Source organism: Stenotrophomonas sp. YJH_SMC_120, assembly GCF_059368675.1.
In genome coordinates this window covers 194778-209877 of the sequence record NZ_JCAFRY010000003.1, presented here as the reverse complement: position 1 = coordinate 209877, position 15100 = coordinate 194778, and the positions used below count along the sequence as shown (strand labels likewise).

Here is a 15100-nt window from a genome sequence, read left to right as displayed (position 1 = left end):
GCTCTGGGCGGAGCGAAGTCGGCGTCACATTTTCTTTCTTTTTACTTTCGCTATTTGACATTTCGAAAGAAAACGCAGATGGTGCGCTGGCCCAACTGGAACCTCCGAATGGACGTCACCCTGCTTTCCGATGTGTCCGCCTGGCAGCGCCTTGGCGGAGCCGATACCGCTACCGAAATCGCCCAGCAGCCTGCGCTGTGGGAAGCCCTTGCACAGGACCTGTCGCGTGCCCGCGACCGCCTGCAGGCCTTCCTCGGCGACAGCCTCAACGATCCCAACCAGCGCGTGCTGTTCACCGGCGCCGGCAGCTCCGGCTTCATCGCCGAAATGGTGGCCGACGCGATCAACGCGCAGTGGCCAGCCGATGTGCGCGTGGTGCACACCACCAGCCTGCTGACCCACCCGGCGCTGTACCTGCAGCGCGACCGCCCGACCCTGCTGGTCTCGTTCGGCCGCAGCGGTTCCAGCCCGGAAAGCGTGGCGGCGGTTGACCGCGTGCGCAGCGACGTGGATGACGCGCGCTTCCTCGACATCACCTGCAACGCCGATGGCGAACTGGCCCGCCGTGGGGCCGGCCGTGCCGATACCTGCACCCTGCTGATGCCGTCGGCCAGCTGCGACCGCGCCTTCGCCATGACCAGCAGCCTGACCTGCATGCTGCTGGCCGCGCTGACCGTGTTCGATCGTTCGCCGTGGGATGCGCGCGTGGCGCGCCTGAAGCAGATCGCCGCGCTGGCCCGCGAAGGCCAGGCGCAGTGGGACGCACCGGTGGCGGCGCTGGCGCAGCGCCCGTTCAACCGCATCATCTACCTCGGCAGCGGCCCGCTGGAAGCGCTGGCAAGCGAGTGCGCGCTGAAGGTGCTGGAACTGACCGCTGGCCGCGTGCTGGCGCTGGCCAACACCCCGCTGGGCTTCCGTCATGGGCCGAAGTCGACGCTGGATGGCAACACCCTGGTGGTGGTGCTGCGCAGCGTGCAGCCGCTGGCGCGCCGCTACGAACAGGACCTGCTGGAAGAACTGCGCCGCGACGGCGTGGCCGGCCAGGTGCTGGCGATCGGCCCGCATTCGGACATCGGCGCCGATGACGAATACACCCTCACCGTGCCGGCACTGGACGACCCGTGGCTGGCGCCGGTGTGGCTGGGCTTCGCGCAGCTGTTCGCGCTGCAGCGCTCGGCCGCGCTTGGCCTGACCCCGGACAACCCGTTCCCGGATGGCACCGTCAACCGCGTCGTCAAGGGCGTCACCATCCACCATGGCTGAGCTGATCGCCCACGCCTGCTACGGCATCGACATCGGCGGCACCAAGATCGAGCTGGTGGCGTGCGATGCGGCGATGCAGGTCACCTGGCGCCGCCGCGTGGCCACCCCACAGGGTGACTACGACGGCTTCCTGCAGGCGGTGGTGGCGCTGGTGGCCGAGGCGGACGCCGCCCTCGGCCGCAGCGATGCGGCCATCGGCATCGCCCTGCCCGGCGTGCGTGACCGCCGCAGCGGCCGCCAGCTCAGCGCGAACGTGCCTGCACTGACCGGCCAATGCGTGGCGCAGGATCTGCAGGCACGCCTGCAGCGCCCGCTCCACTTCGGCAACGATCTGCAGTGCTTTGCCCTGTCTGAAGCGCACGGCGGCGCGGCTGACGGCTACCCCAGCATGTTCGGCGCCATCCTCGGCACTGGTGCCGGCGGCGGCTTCTGCCTGCACGGCCGGCTGCTGTCCGGCTTCAACGGCCTGGCCGGCGAATGGGGCCACTGGAGCGTGCCCGGCCACCTGCTGCAGCGCCACGGCCTGCCGCTGCTGGACTGCGGCTGCGGCCTGCAGGGCTGCGTGGAGCGCTATGTGTCCGGCAGCGGTGTGGCGATGATCGAGCGCCACCTCGGTGGCAGCGCCGCCGACGCCAGCGCCGTGATCGCCCTGGCCGAAGCCGGCGATGCACGTGCGCGCAAGGCGCTGGACATCCACCGCGATCTGCTTGGCCACAGCCTGGCCGCGCTGGTGCTGGCGCTGGACCCGCACGTGATCGTGCTCGGCGGTGGTCTCTCGCAGTACGCGCCGCTGTACCAGCAGCTGCCGTCGGCCATCGCTGCCCATCTGTTCAACGGCGTGCAGGTACCGCCGATCGTGCCGCCGCGCTTCGGCGATGCCGGTGGCGCACGTGGTGCCGCCCTGCTCGCCTGCCAACCCTCGTTTTCCTGATGTCCGGAGCCTGACCATGTCCCCGTTGCAGACCCTGCTTGCCTCCCACCGCGCCGGTGCCAACGTCGGCCTGTACAGCGTCTGCTGCAGCAACGAGCAGGTGCTGCGCGCGGCCATGCACGTGGCGCTGGCACACGGCACCGTGCTGCTGGTCGAGGCCACCTCCAACCAGGTCGATCAGTTCGGCGGCTATACCGGCATGACCCCGCCGCAGTACCGCGACTACGTCGGTACCCTGGCCGATGAGGAAGGCTTCCCGCGCGAGCGGCTGATCCTCGGCGGTGACCATCTTGGCCCGAATGCCTGGCAGAAGCGCCCGGCTGCCGAAGCGATGACCCACGCGCGCGTGCTGATCGAAGCCTACGTCGCCGCCGGTTTCCACAAGATCCATCTCGACTGCAGCATGTCCTGCGCCGATGACCCGGTGCCGCTGCCCGATGCCATCGTTGCCGCACGCTCGGCCGAGCTGGCCGAGATCGCCGAACGCACCGCCGCCGAACACGGCCTGCCGCCGCCGGTCTACGTGATCGGTACCGAGGTGCCGATTCCCGGTGGAGAAGCCTCGCTTGCCGAGGGCCTGCAGGTGACCACGCCGGCCGCCGCCGCGCAGACCCTGGCCATCCACCAGCAGGCGTTCGACACGCCGCAGCTGCGTGATGCGTGGCAGCGCGTGATCGCGATGGTGGTGCAGCCGGGCGTCGACTTCGACCACAGCAGCGTGCACGAATACGACCCGGCCGCCACCAGCACGCTGGCCGACTTCCTGGAACAGCAGCCACGCATCGTGTTCGAGGCGCACTCCACCGACTACCAGCGCGAAAGCGGCCTGCACGCGCTGGTGCGCGACCACTTCGCCATCCTCAAGGTCGGCCCGGCGGCGACCTTCGCCTACCGCGAAGCGCTGTTCGCGCTGGCCGCGATCGAGGCCGAACTGCTGCCGGCCGCACAATGCTCGCGCCTGCCGCAGGTGCTGGACGAGGTGATGGTGGCGCAGCCGAAGTACTGGCAGTCCTACTACCAGGGCGATGAGGCAGCGCTGCGCCTGCTGCGCAGTTACTCCTTCAGCGACCGCTGCCGCTACTACTGGGGCGAGCCGGCGCTGGTACAGGCGGTGCAGACCCTGTTCGCCAACCTGGAACAGCACGCGCCGCCGCTGGTGCTGCTCAGCCAGTACCTGCCGGAACAGTACCGCGCCGTGCGCGAAGGCGCCCTGGCCAACACCCCCACCGCACTGGTGCAGCACCGTATCGGCCTGTGCCTGGGCGAGTACGCCCGTGCCTGCAGCGCCAACCAGGCCGGAACCCGCACTCACCACGCAGGTTCGGCTGCCGCCGTTGCTTCGAACGGATAATCTCTACCTTTCCCCGCGACACCGAGAATGGCCATGCGCAACACCCGCTCCCGCCGGCAACAGATCCTGCAGCTGCTGATCGAGCACGGCTCGGTGCAGGTGGCCGATCTGGTCGAGCGCTTCGGCGTATCGGCGGTGACCATCCGTGCCGACCTGACCCATTTCGAATCGCAGGGCCTGGCCAACCGTACCCACGGTGGCGCCACGCTGGTGCGCACGCCGCCACAGGAACAGGACATCCACGAAAAGGACGCACTGAACCTGCCGCTGAAGGAATCGATCGGCGCGTGTGCCGCGCGCCTGGTACGGCCTGGTGACAACATCATCATCGACTCCGGCTCGACCACGATGACCCTGGCCCGCCACCTGCGCACGCAGCGCGACGTGACGGTGATGACCAACGGGCTGAACATCGCCTGGGAACTGGCCAACGCGGCCGGCATCAACGTGCTGCTGACCGGCGGCCTGTTGCGCCAGCAGTCGCTGTCGCTGCAGGGCAGCCAGGCCGAAGCCAGCCTCAACTCCTACAGCTTCGACACGCTGTTCCTGGGCGTGGATGGCCTGGACCTGCAGTTCGGCCTGACCACCCATGACGAAGCCGAAGCCCGCCTCAACCATCGCATGGTCGAGCGTGCACGCCGCATCGTGGTACTGACCGACGCCTCCAAGTTCGGGCGCGTCAGCCTGCACCGCATCGCCCTGCTGGATCAGATCCACACCATCATCACCGATGCCGGCATCGACGACGCAACCCGCGAGGGACTGCAGCGGCTGGGCATCGAGGTGATCATCGCCGAGCCCACCGCATGAGCGACACCCGTTCCCTGCATGGCCGCATCCTCACCCCGCTGGGTTGGCGGCGTGGCCACGTCCACTTCGATTCCCACGTGCGCCAGCTGCAGGTGGACGACCACAGCGGCGCTGACGATCTGCAGCTGCCGGTGATCCTGCCCGGCTTCATCGACCTGCATGTGCACGGCGCTGCAGGGGTGGACCTGATGCAGGGCGGCGACGTGGCGCGCACCATCGCCCGCACCCATCTGCGCTTCGGTACCACCACGCTGCTGGCGACCACCATGACCGCCGGCCTGGATGAGATCGAGCACGCGCTGCACGGCGTGGCTGCGGCGATGGCGGCGCCCGATGCCGACGCCGCCAGCATCGTCGGCGTGCACCTGGAAGGGCCGTTCATCAGCCCGCAGCGCCTGGGTGCACAGCCCGACCGCACCATCGAGGCGACGCTGGCGCTGGTACAGCGGCTGCACGCGCTGGCGCCGATCCGGGTGATGACGCTGGCGCCGGAGATCGGCGAGCACACCGCGCTGATTCCCGCGCTTTCGGCAATGGGCATCCACGTGCAGCTCGGCCACAGCGCCGGTACCTACGAAGAAGGTGTTGCTGCGCTGCAGGCCGGTGCCTCCGGCTTCACCCATCTGTTCAACGGCATGACCGGCGTCGATCACTATCGCCCGGGCATCGCGGCGGCGGCACTCGCGCATGCGCAGTACGCCGAAATCATTCCCGACCTGCAGCACATCCATCCCGGCGTGATCCGCCTGGCCGCGCGTGCGATCCCGCGCCTGTACGCAGTGACCGACGCGACTGCCGCCACCGGCATGCCCGACGGCGAGTACGCACTGGGCGAGCAGCGCGTGCACAAGTGCGGCGGCTGCGTGCGTCTGGCTACCGGTTCACTGGCCGGCAGCGCGCTGACCATGGACCAGGCGCTGCGCAACCTGATGCAGGTGGGCCTGGAGCTGGCCGATGCCTCGCAGCGTGTTTCCACCTTCCCCGCCGACTACCTGGGCCTGGATGATCGCGGCCGCATCGCGCCCGACGCCCGCGCCGACCTGGTGGTGCTGGACGCCGAACTGCGCCTGGAGCAGGTGGTGGTGGGTGGGCGCGTGGTCGATTTGAACGCAACACCAGCCTGACGCACCGCGCCTTTGTAGAGTCGAGCCATGCTCGACTGCTCTGCCGCGCCATGCGCGGTCAGTCGAGCCCGGCTCGACTCTACAGAAAGCAATCCGCACCGAAACACCTTCTGGGATATGCCGATGACTGCACGCACCGCTCCGCGCTGGCCCGTACGCTACCTGCTCTTCATCGGCGGCCTGGGTGGCCTGCTGTACGGCATCGACATCGGCATCATCGCCGGCGCCCTGCCCTATCTCGAAGCAACTGCCAGCCACGCCTGGCAGCTCAGCAGCCAGCAGCTCGGCTTCGTGGTGGCAGCGGTCCTGCTGGGCAGCGTGCTGTCCTCGCTGTTCGCCGGCATGGTTGCCGACCTGATCGGCCGCCGCGGCGCGATGCTGCTGGCCGGCCTGTTGTTCACTGCCTCGATTCCGATCATGGCACTGGCTTCCGGCTACACGCCGCTGCTGCTGGGGCGCCTCCTGCAGGGCATCAGTGGCGGTTTGATCGGCGTAGTGATTCCACTGTACCTGGCCGAAGTGCTCAGCCCCGAGCGACGTGGGCGCGGCGCGGCGATGTTCCAGCTGCTGCTGACCGTTGGCCTGGTGCTGGCAGCCCTGATCGGCCTGTACCACGCCCACGCCGTGGATGCCGCCGCCGAAGCCGTGCGTTCGCTGCCGGTCGCGCAGCAGGCGCAGGAACTGTTCACGGTGAAGGACCACGCCTGGCGCACCATCTTCTGGACCTGCCTGGCGCCGGGCCTGCTGTTCTGCGCCGGCATCTTCTGGCTGTCCGAATCACCACGCTGGCTGGTGCGGCGCGGTCGCATCGATGAAGCCCGCCGCAGCCTCCAGCGCGTCCTGCCCGCCGCAGATGTCGAGCCCACGCTGGCCCAGATCCAGGCGCCGGAATCGAGCAGCAGCGACGGCAAGCGCGACCCGCTGCTCAGCCGCCGCTACGTGGTGCCGTTCGTGCTCGCGTGCGTGGTGCTGGCCTGCACCCAGGCCACCGGCATCAACTCGGTGCTGGCCTACGCGGTCAACATCCTCAACCAGGCCGGCCTGTCCGGTTCGGTGGCCAACGGTGCCGACGTGGCAATCAAGCTGCTCAACGCGGTGATGACCGTGGTCGCGCTGCTGCTGGTCGACCGCAAGGGCCGCAAGTTCCTGCTGATGCTGGGCAGTGGCGGCATCTGCGTGGCCCTGCTGGCCGCGGCCACGCTGTTCTTCCAGGCCGAGCGTGGCCGCGCCGATGTGCAGCCGCAGTTGCAGGCGGCGGTCAGCGGCGATGGCCTGCAGCTGGTGCTGGATGACGCGCAGTGGCAGCGCCTGAGCAATGGCATCGACAGCCAGGGCCGACCGATGCAGCTGACCGTGTCGTACGCCTATGGTGACTTCACCAATGTTCGCGCCCTGCGCAGCGACAACCTGACTGATCGCGAACTGCGCATCGAGCGCGCCGGCACCGTGCAGCCCGACAGCGTGATTGGTGCGTTCTTCCGCAAGCTGCATCTGAATCCGTTCGCCGACCCGGCCAGTGCCGCGCGGGCACCGCTACGCATCGAACAGGCCCGCATCGGCCCGGTACCGCCGCCGGCACATGGCTTGGCCGTGGCCGCCTGCATCCTGGTGTTCGTCGCGTTCTTCGCGGTCGGCCCCGGCGTGTGCGTGTGGCTGGCACTGTCGGAGCTGATGCCGAACCGCATCCGCTCCAACGGCATGAGCATCGCACTGCTGATCAACCAGTTCGTGTCGACCACCATCGCCGCCATCTTCCTGCCCACGGTGGGCCACTACGGCTACGCCAGCATGTTCGTGTTCTGGGCAGCGTGCACGTTTGTGTTCTTCCTGGTGGCCGCGTTCTGGCTGCCGGAGACCAAGGGCAAGTCACTGGAGGAGATCGAGGCACGGTTCGCCCGGTAGCGGTCGACCTTGGTCGACCTCCGCGCGAAGCGCGGTGGTGTTGGCGCGCCCGTTACTGACCGGTGATGTGCTTCGCCAACGCCTGTGCCTCGGCAATGCTCGGCAGCCCGCTCAGCATCATCGATTCACCGAACGGGCCTTTCACCGTCGCCACCATCAGCACGCGGCCATCCACACTGATCGCTGCTCGCTGGCCCACCAGTGCTGCCGTGCCATCGTGGATGCGCTGGTGCGCTTCGGGTCGATAGCGAATCTGCAGGCCAGGTTGCTTGGCCTCATCCAGCACGTAGCGCACGTCGGCGATATCTTCGCTGCCGGCAATCGGCGGCTCGCGCAGCGCCAGGGTCTCGCCCTGCCACTGCGCCTGCGTGCCCTTGCCGTCCGCATCGACCGCGCTCAGGCGCACATCCACACCGGGGCGCGGCGCGTGGCGCTCGACCGTCTGCACCGCGGGGGTTGCACCCGGCGTGCATCCGGCGATGGCCAGTGCCGCGCCCAGCAGCAGCGGAAGCGCCGTTCTCACTTCAGGTTCCGCAGCTTGAACGCCACCAGCACCTGCAGCAGGCCGTACAGCAGGCTGCCGATACCGATCCACAGCGTGGTGACCGCCACGCCGGCATACGGGTTGGCCGCAAACAACAGGCCCAGCACCACGGCCAGCACGCCGCTGAGGATCAGCAACCATTCGCCCTGGATCTGCTTGCGCACGCGGATCGCGAACACGATGCGATAGATGCCGGCCACCAGCAGCCACGCCGCCAGGAACAGCACCAGCACGCTGGCGGTGGCCAGCGGATTGATCACCGCCAGGATGCCGAAGCCCAGCGAGGCGAGGGCGTACAGCGCCAGCCAGCCGCGCGACGCGCCGCTACCGCCACTGATCAGGGCGAACAGGCTGATGACGCCCTCGACGATGGCCATCACGCCGAGCGTCCAGGCCAATGCCATGGCCGCCGACAAGGGCCAGCCGATGGCGATGATGCCGAAGCCGAGAGCGACCAGGCCATACAGCAGGAGGATCCACCAGCTACGGCCGATTGCCGACAACAGGGGAGACAAGGGGGAATTCATGGCTTCTCCATCGATCCGGAATCGGGTTCATCGTAGCCCGTTGTGATGAAGAGGGGGATCACGGCGCCCGCGCACAGACCCAGACGCGCACCTCCGCAGCGCCGACCAGGCGCAGCGTCTCGGCAACCTCCATCACCGTGCTGCCGGTGGTCATCACGTCATCGACCACGGTCAGCCGCGTGGGCACCGGACCACGAACCGCAAACGCGTCGAACAGATTTTCCCGGCGCTGTTCGGCCGTACGCTCGGACTGTGGTGCGGTATGCCGCCGCCGGTACAGCCCCTGCCAGACCGGCATCGGCAGCAACCGGCACAGCTCGCCCGCCTGGTTGTAGCCGCGCTGGCGCAACCGACGATTATGCAGCGGCACCGGCACCAGCGGCTGACACCACCACGGCGGCGCTGCGCGCTGCATCAACTGCGCCAGCAGGCGCCCGACCGAAAGATCCTGATGGAACTTGTAGCGCACCAGCAGCTGATCCACAGGCGGCAGGTACAGCAGGCTCGCATGCGTTGCGGCCTGTGGCGGCACCTCCTCGCGGCAGGTGCCGCAGACGATCAACGCGGTCTCGGGCAACGGCAACGCGCAGCGCAGGCAGGCACGGCCAGCCCAAGGCAGTCCGGCCAGGCAGGCATTACAGAGATCGAGTCCATCGTGGCCCGCGTCACCGCAGACCAGGCAACGAAGTGGTAGCAGCACGCGAAGTGCGGCCTGCACGTGGCGGACTGGGTCGAAGAAGGCAGGCATGCACTTCAGCATGTCACCGCCCTCAGCGGGTTGCTATCGGGGGCGCCCTCAACGACCCGTAGGCATTTTCATCGCCCGCCTCCTGCCCCGATCACTTCACCGCGTCGGCGCAGGTGCGGCATCCACACGCGTGCGATACACCATGTAAGGCGTCTGCCGGCGATCCACGCCACCATTGAAGCCGGCCTGTCGATGCAGCTGGTTGGCGGTGAAATACAGATAGCCGTCCGGCCCCATCGACAGCGTATCCGGCCACAGGATGCGCGGGTCGTGCACCACCGTCGTCCATCGCCCCTGCGCGTCGCGGGCATGGATGGCGTTGTGCTCGTAGTCGCTGGCATACAGCCGCCCGTTGGCGTCCATCTCCATGCCATCGGAGGCGCCCTTGTCGCCCAGGTCGACCACCGCCGCCGCCAGTTCCGCTTCACTCAGCTTCGGGTCGCGCAGCAGCGCGGTCGGCACGCTGTACAGATGACGGCTGGACAAGGGCGTGTAGAACAGGGTGCCACCATCGGGCGACAGGGCGATGCCATCGGCGGCCACGGTGAACGGCGCCGACGAACCGTCGGCGTTACGCAGCCGCATCTGCTGCCCTTCCACGATCGGCACGAAGGCGGCATCGGCCGAGGTGGATACGTGGCCGACCAGTCGCTTGGACGCGGCGCCAGTGGCGAGGTCGATCACGATGATGCCGCCGATACCGCTCAGCGACGAGTCGGTCACGTAGGCCACGCCCTCGCGGCCAACACGGAAATCGAAGCGCACATCGTTGACATAGGTGCGCGCGTCGATGACGTTGGCCGGGAACACCAGCGTCCTGGCCACGGTGTTGGTGGCAAGGTCGATCGCCACCAGTTTGGCACCGCCGGCCTGTGGCGCAGAGAACCCGGGCGCGGCGGTATCCAGCACCCACAACCGGCCCTGGCCATCGGCCACCACGCTCTGCACGCTGATGAAATGGGCCGCCGGATCGGGACCGTCCTTGCGGTTGATGCGCGCATCCGGATAGGGAACGGCGCGGCCGTCGCGCCATTCGGCCACGCTGTAGGCCACCTCATCGCCCCAGCGCGGGAAGTTGACGAAGATCCGCCCGGTTTCAGATACCGCCACGCTGGTGGGCATGGCGCCATCGAAACGCGCCACCGGTTCGAGGGTGCCGATGCTGCGCTCGCTGGGCAGCAGGGGCGCGCCGGACATCGCCAGCGCGGGGGAACTGGCCAGGGCCAGGACGGCAGCCGCCAGGCTGCGGATACGGCAGTTGATCATGGTCGCGCTCTCGATGCAGGTCCGGGTGCAGCCCCGGCGTCGACGCATCTTCTGCGTCGCGCGTGGCATCGGGTAGACGGTGCAACGCGGAATCAGCTTCACTGCTGGAGTGAAGATGGAGGGCTGATTGATTGCGTTGATTGAAGCAATGATCGTTGTCTATCCGTTGCGTGCCTGCCTTGCGGCAAACCCGGTCAAGAAATCTCAACGGCTGCCAACGCGGTTTCGAACCTGTGCTGGCCCTCTTCACCCCACCAGGGAACGGTCATCACGCCCCCCCGCCGCTGCAACTGGTGCAGAAGGAGCAGGAAGGCCTGGACCTCCCGCTGGCCCCATGACGCTCCCATGCGGTAATCCCGCGTCAACCCATGGCGCATGACGAGCACACCCAGTTCTGGCAGAAGAACGCCGCCGCAGGCAATGTCTGCAAGGCCGACATGGAAGGGTTCCACTTCGTCCTGGAGAACGCGTCGCGCGTCGCCCGGTCCCATGAACGGCTGACCAAGATCTTCCGCACGGTGCCAGAGCTGCACGCTTCCAGAACCCGCGACGCGGGCACCGCAGGCAAACAGATAGGCGAACGCATCGGCCGTTCCGGCGGCCTCACGGTAGGCGAGCTCCACTTCCGGAAGCGAGCCATCATCGGTCACGAAGTAGCACCGTAACGTCGCCAACACCTCCTCTGGGAGGAGAATTGCTGCTCCAGGCTGCATTGCTCCTAGCCATCTCCATTTTCGCGGGTGCGGGACGTTCGCACAGCAGGCGCCTCGACAGCCACATCTTCAGCCGTTTTCGGCACCATCAACAGCTCCGCCAACCCGCGATAGATCGGTACCCTGCACACCAGCCCGGACACACCACGCGCGATCAGCACCGTCGCCAGGATCGGCAACAGCAGGTCGCCGCTGTCGGTCAGCTCCAGCGAGATCACCGCCGAGGTCAGTGGCGCCTGGGTCACACCGGTCAGGTAGGCGCACATGCCCAGCAACACGAACGCGCGCGGGTCCACGCCCGGCATCAGCACTGACAGGTTGTGGCCGAGTCCCGCGCCGACCGCCAACGCAGGTGAGAACAGGCCACCGGGAATGCCCGCCACGTACGAGGCCAGGTTGGCCAGCAGCTTCATCAACCCGAACTCATGGCCGACCAGCGCCTGGCCCTGCACCAGGCTGCGCGCTTGTTCGTAACCGGTGCCGAACGCGCCTTCGCCGAACACCAGGGCCAGCATGACCACCACCAGGCCGCAGCCCGCGGCCAGCAATACCGGATGCCGCTGCCGCAGCTGGCCCAGCCAACGCGGACGGCCCGCCGCGCTGGCCAGTACCGCACGTGCGAACAGCCCGCCCAGCAGGCCCGCCACCACGCCGCACAGCAGGATCGCCAGCCAGCCCTGGCCGAGCGGCAGACGCGCGCTCACATGGCCGAAGTAGGTGTAATTGCCCAACAGACCGAGCGATACCACGCCACCGACGATCACCGCGGTCAACAGGGTGCCGGAGAAGCGATGTTCGAAACGGCCGCTGAGCTCCTCGATGGCGAAGACGATGCCGGCCAGCGGCGTGTTGAACGCCGCCGCAATACCGGCAGCGCCACCGGCCAACAGGAAGTGCGAGAGCTCGCGGGGATCCTTGAAGCCGAACCAGCGGCCGAACAGATACATCAGGCTTGCGCCTACGTGCACGGTGGGCCCCTCGCGCCCGACCGATGCGCCCCCCAGAAGCGACAGCGAAGTCAGCAGCAGCTTGCCGGCCGAAACCGCTGGGGAAAGGTTGGTTTTCCGGAACGGCTCATCGGCCTTGTCCAGCGCAGCGATGACCTGCGGAATGCCGCTGCCCCGCGTGGGCTTCAGCACGCCGGAAGTGAGCCACGCCAGCAGCGCGAAGATGCCGGGCGTAAGCAGCAGGGCCCACCACGGCGAGTGCGAGGTGATGCGCTGGAACAGATGGAAGGCCGCATCGCTGGCCTTGGCAAACAGGATCGCCACCAGTGCCACGGCCACCGCGCCGCCCCACAGCGCGGCGCGGCGGCGCCAGGCCTCGCTGAGGACCAGCGCGGTGATGCGCCCACGAAGGTGGTAAAGATCAAACATGGGAAAGAGTCTGCGCGCCAGCACTTGCGTTGTGCAGCAGGCACTGTGGCTGGACGCCTTGCAGCATGCGGTGAAATGCGGCGCTTCGCTCGATGCTCTATTGCACCGACGATCTGTAAACCAAATTAAAATACAAATGGTTGACAGCCTCCCCGCGCCCACCCACACTGCCGCCCTCGCTCCACTCGTACCCAAGGTCCCGCCATGGCTGCTGCCATCCGCCACGACTGGCAACACGACGAACTGCAGGCGCTGTTCGATCTGCCGTTTCCCGAGCTGCTGTTCCGCGCCGCCGCGGTGCACCGCGAGCACTTCGATCCGGCGCAGGTGCAGGTGTCCACGCTGTTGTCGGTGAAGACCGGAGGCTGCCCGGAAGACTGCGCGTACTGCCCGCAGGCGCAGCGCTACAGCACCGGGGTGAACGCGCAGAAGCTGATGGAGACCGACGCGGTGCTGGCCAAGGCGCGCCAGGCCAAGGCCGCCGGTGCATCGCGCTTCTGCATGGGCGCCGCGTGGCGATCGCCGAAGGACCGCGACATCCCGAAGGTGGCGGCGATGATCGCCGGGGTGAAGGCACTGGGGCTGGAGACCTGCGCCACGCTGGGCATGCTCAGCGGCGAGCAGGCGCGTGCGCTGAAGGATGCGGGCCTGGACTACTACAACCACAACCTCGACACCGCGCCGGACTACTACGATTCGATCATCCACACGCGCCAGTACCAGGACCGTCTGGATACGCTGGAGCACGTGCGCGATGCCGGCTTGAAGACCTGCTGCGGTGGCATCGTCGGCATGGGCGAGACGCGCGCGCAGCGCGTCGGCCTGCTGCTGGCGCTGGCCTCGCTGCCGGCACATCCCGATTCGGTGCCGATCAACAAGCTGGTGCAGGTGCCGGGCACGCCGCTGCATGGCAGTGCCGAGCTGGACCCGTTCGAGTTCGTGCGCATGATCGCAGTGGCGCGCATCGCCATGCCGCGCTCGATGGTGCGGCTGTCGGCCGGGCGCGAGGCGATGAGTGACGAACTGCAGGCACTGTGTTTCCTGGCCGGTGCCAACTCGATCTTCTACGGCGACAAACTGCTGACCACCGGCAACCCGGAGAGCGAGCGCGACCTGGCTTTGTTCGCCCGGCTGGGCCTGCAGCCGATGGCGGTGCAGGTGGATGCCGAGGGCCACGACCACGGCGGCACCGTGCACGCCGATATCAGTGCCGATACGCCCGGCTGTGGCTGCGCTCACGCGGCCTGAGACGGGCCGCAAGCAGCCGCCGCGGCAACGCGCTACCCTAGCCGCCCCGTCGACGCATTCAGCCACCATGGCCCGCCCCGACCTGACCGCCCGCCTCCACGCCCAGCGCGCCCTGCGCGATGCCCAAGGCCGTCGCCGCACGCGACGCACGGTCACCCGTCGCGATGGCGTGCGTCTGGAAGTGGACGGCCAGTGGCTGACCGGCTTCTGCAGCAACGACTACCTCGGCCTGGCCCAGCAGTTCGGCGTGGTCAACGCGCTGCAGGACGCCGCCGCACGCGAAGGCGCTGGCGCCGGTGCCTCGCACCTGGTCTGCGGCCATCATGCCCTGCATGAGGCGCTGGAACGCGAGGTGGCCGAATGGCTTGGCTATCCGCGTGCGCTGCTGTTCGGCAGTGGCTTCGCCGCCAACCTGGCGGTGCAGCAGGCGCTGCTGAGCGAAGAGAACGATGTCTGCGTACAGGACAAGCTCAACCACGCCAGCCTGCTCGACGCCACCCGGTTGGCCGGTGCACGCCTGCGCCGTTATCCGCATCTGGATGCGGAAGGCGCAATGCGTCAGCTCAAGCATGCGCCCGATGGCGCGGCAATGCTGGCCACCGATGGTGTTTTCAGCATGGATGGCGACATCGCACCGCTGCGTGCATTGTCGCTTGTGGCACGCCTGCAGCAGGCGCTGTTCTATGTGGATGATGCGCACGGTGTAGGCGTGGTCGGTGATGGCCGGGGTGCCGTGGCCGCCGCCGGGCTGGGTGTGGACGATGTGCCGCTGCAGCTGGTCACGCTGGGCAAGGCACTGGGCGGTTCCGGTGCACTGGTGCTGGGCCGCGACGACCTGATCGAGCATCTGGCCGAGACCGCACGCCCGTACATCTACACCACCGCCCTGCCACCAGCGATGGCCGCCGCTGCGCTTGAAGCGGTGCGCCTGGCGCGCAGGGACAACTGGCGCCGTTCCAAACTAGCAGACCTGATCGCGCTGTTCCGCAGCGAAGCACGCCGCCATGGGCTGGACCTGATGGCTTCGGACACGCCGATCCAACCGCTGCTGTGCGGCGATGACCACACCGCCGTAGCCATGTCCACGGCGCTGGAACAGGCCGGCTGGCTGGTCGGTGCGATCCGCCCGCCGACCGTGCCGGAAGGCAAGGCGCGCCTGCGGGTGACACTGTCTGCGCTGCACACGCCGGAACAGGTGCGGGGGCTGGTCGAGGCCATCGCCAGCGCGCGCGAACGCGTGGCCCTGGCCGTGCGTGAAGCCGCGCCACCGCCGCTGCCTGTCTTTGCCTGAGTTCCG

Annotated in this window: 14 protein-coding genes; 8 read left to right on the top strand and 6 right to left on the bottom strand. The window is 68.1% G+C overall.

All coding sequences use genetic code 11. The features are described 5' to 3' along the window. Positions 1–108 precede the first annotated feature (108 nt). The 6 genes from AC5P60_RS07000 to AC5P60_RS06975 all read left to right on the top strand — a co-directional run bounded on the left by AC5P60_RS07000 (position 109) and on the right by AC5P60_RS06975 (position 7381). A complete protein-coding gene (locus AC5P60_RS07000) occupies positions 109–1263 on the top strand; it encodes an SIS domain-containing protein (RefSeq protein WP_483693372.1) in 1155 nt (384 codons plus the stop codon). Next, positions 1256–2194: an ROK family protein gene (locus AC5P60_RS06995; RefSeq protein ID WP_024958683.1), complete on the top strand. Its 939-nt coding sequence runs from the start codon at positions 1256–1258 to the stop codon at positions 2192–2194. Before AC5P60_RS07000 ends, AC5P60_RS06995 begins: the two co-directional genes overlap by 8 nt. A gap of 16 nt (positions 2195–2210) precedes the next feature. Beyond that, the gene (locus AC5P60_RS06990) at positions 2211–3545 is read left to right on the top strand and encodes a D-tagatose-bisphosphate aldolase, class II, non-catalytic subunit (RefSeq protein WP_483693373.1); all 1335 of its coding nucleotides are present in this window, start codon (positions 2211–2213) and stop codon (positions 3543–3545) included. Between the two features lie 33 nt (positions 3546–3578). Continuing rightward, on the top strand, positions 3579–4355 hold the full coding sequence (locus AC5P60_RS06985; RefSeq protein WP_005414783.1) for a DeoR family transcriptional regulator: 777 nt from the start codon (positions 3579–3581) through the stop codon (positions 4353–4355). Then, the gene (gene nagA, locus AC5P60_RS06980) at positions 4352–5479 is read left to right on the top strand and encodes an N-acetylglucosamine-6-phosphate deacetylase (RefSeq protein ID WP_483693374.1); all 1128 of its coding nucleotides are present in this window, start codon (positions 4352–4354) and stop codon (positions 5477–5479) included. The genes AC5P60_RS06985 and nagA overlap by 4 nt, the downstream gene beginning before the upstream one ends. A gap of 123 nt (positions 5480–5602) precedes the next feature. Next, positions 5603–7381: an MFS transporter gene (locus tag AC5P60_RS06975; RefSeq protein ID WP_483693375.1), complete on the top strand. Its 1779-nt coding sequence runs from the start codon at positions 5603–5605 to the stop codon at positions 7379–7381. A 52-nt stretch (positions 7382–7433) separates the two neighbouring features. Here the strand turns inward: AC5P60_RS06975 and AC5P60_RS06970 are convergent, their stop codons facing one another. From AC5P60_RS06970 to AC5P60_RS06945, 6 genes are all read right to left on the bottom strand, one after another. Then, on the bottom strand, positions 7434–7904 hold the full coding sequence (locus AC5P60_RS06970) for a SecDF P1 head subdomain-containing protein (protein WP_483693376.1): 471 nt from the start codon (positions 7902–7904) through the stop codon (positions 7434–7436). Then, positions 7901–8452 carry an HdeD family acid-resistance protein gene (locus AC5P60_RS06965; RefSeq protein ID WP_033833753.1) on the bottom strand — a complete coding sequence of 184 codons (552 nt, stop codon included), beginning with the start codon at positions 8450–8452 and terminating at the stop codon, positions 7901–7903. Before AC5P60_RS06965 ends, AC5P60_RS06970 begins: the two co-directional genes overlap by 4 nt. Before the next feature lie 58 nt (positions 8453–8510). Then, positions 8511–9200: a ComF family protein gene (locus tag AC5P60_RS06960; RefSeq protein WP_033833761.1), complete on the bottom strand. Its 690-nt coding sequence runs from the start codon at positions 9198–9200 to the stop codon at positions 8511–8513. Positions 9201–9296: 96 nt separating this feature from the next. Continuing rightward, positions 9297–10466 carry an L-dopachrome tautomerase-related protein gene (locus AC5P60_RS06955; protein WP_033833762.1) on the bottom strand — a complete coding sequence of 390 codons (1170 nt, stop codon included), beginning with the start codon at positions 10464–10466 and terminating at the stop codon, positions 9297–9299. A 194-nt stretch (positions 10467–10660) separates the two neighbouring features. Beyond that, positions 10661–11116, bottom strand: a complete 456-nt coding sequence (locus AC5P60_RS06950; RefSeq protein ID WP_483693377.1) for a hypothetical protein — start codon at positions 11114–11116, stop codon at positions 10661–10663. A 68-nt stretch (positions 11117–11184) separates the two neighbouring features. After that, positions 11185–12555, bottom strand: coding sequence for a chloride channel protein (locus AC5P60_RS06945; RefSeq protein ID WP_111173393.1), 1371 nt, complete (start codon positions 12553–12555; stop codon positions 11185–11187). Positions 12556–12759: 204 nt separating this feature from the next. Between AC5P60_RS06945 and bioB the strand changes: the two genes are divergently transcribed. Both bioB and bioF read left to right on the top strand, forming a co-directional pair. After that, positions 12760–13803: a biotin synthase BioB gene (gene bioB / locus AC5P60_RS06940; protein ID WP_049404388.1), complete on the top strand. Its 1044-nt coding sequence runs from the start codon at positions 12760–12762 to the stop codon at positions 13801–13803. A 67-nt stretch (positions 13804–13870) separates the two neighbouring features. Further along, positions 13871–15094 carry an 8-amino-7-oxononanoate synthase gene (gene bioF, locus AC5P60_RS06935; RefSeq protein WP_483693378.1) on the top strand — a complete coding sequence of 408 codons (1224 nt, stop codon included), beginning with the start codon at positions 13871–13873 and terminating at the stop codon, positions 15092–15094. Positions 15095–15100: the final 6 nt, after the last annotated feature.

Bases quoted from the DNA above. Each gene is read 5' to 3' on its own strand.
- AC5P60_RS07000 (WP_483693372.1), top strand. From the start codon at position 109: ATGGACGTCACCCTGCTTTCCGATGTGTCCGCCTGGCAGCGCCTTGGC.
- AC5P60_RS06995 (WP_024958683.1), top strand. From the start codon at position 1,256: ATGGCTGAGCTGATCGCCCACGCCTGCTACGGCATCGACATCGGCGGC.
- AC5P60_RS06990 (WP_483693373.1), top strand. From the start codon at position 2,211: ATGTCCCCGTTGCAGACCCTGCTTGCCTCCCACCGCGCCGGTGCCAAC.
- AC5P60_RS06985 (WP_005414783.1), top strand. From the start codon at position 3,579: ATGCGCAACACCCGCTCCCGCCGGCAACAGATCCTGCAGCTGCTGATC.
- nagA (WP_483693374.1), top strand. From the start codon at position 4,352: ATGAGCGACACCCGTTCCCTGCATGGCCGCATCCTCACCCCGCTGGGT.
- AC5P60_RS06975 (WP_483693375.1), top strand. From the start codon at position 5,603: ATGACTGCACGCACCGCTCCGCGCTGGCCCGTACGCTACCTGCTCTTC.
- AC5P60_RS06965 (WP_033833753.1), bottom strand. From the start codon at position 8,452: ATGAATTCCCCCTTGTCTCCCCTGTTGTCGGCAATCGGCCGTAGCTGG.
- AC5P60_RS06960 (WP_033833761.1), bottom strand. From the start codon at position 9,200: ATGCCTGCCTTCTTCGACCCAGTCCGCCACGTGCAGGCCGCACTTCGC.
- AC5P60_RS06955 (WP_033833762.1), bottom strand. From the start codon at position 10,466: ATGATCAACTGCCGTATCCGCAGCCTGGCGGCTGCCGTCCTGGCCCTG.
- AC5P60_RS06945 (WP_111173393.1), bottom strand. From the start codon at position 12,555: ATGTTTGATCTTTACCACCTTCGTGGGCGCATCACCGCGCTGGTCCTC.
- bioB (WP_049404388.1), top strand. From the start codon at position 12,760: ATGGCTGCTGCCATCCGCCACGACTGGCAACACGACGAACTGCAGGCG.
- bioF (WP_483693378.1), top strand. From the start codon at position 13,871: ATGGCCCGCCCCGACCTGACCGCCCGCCTCCACGCCCAGCGCGCCCTG.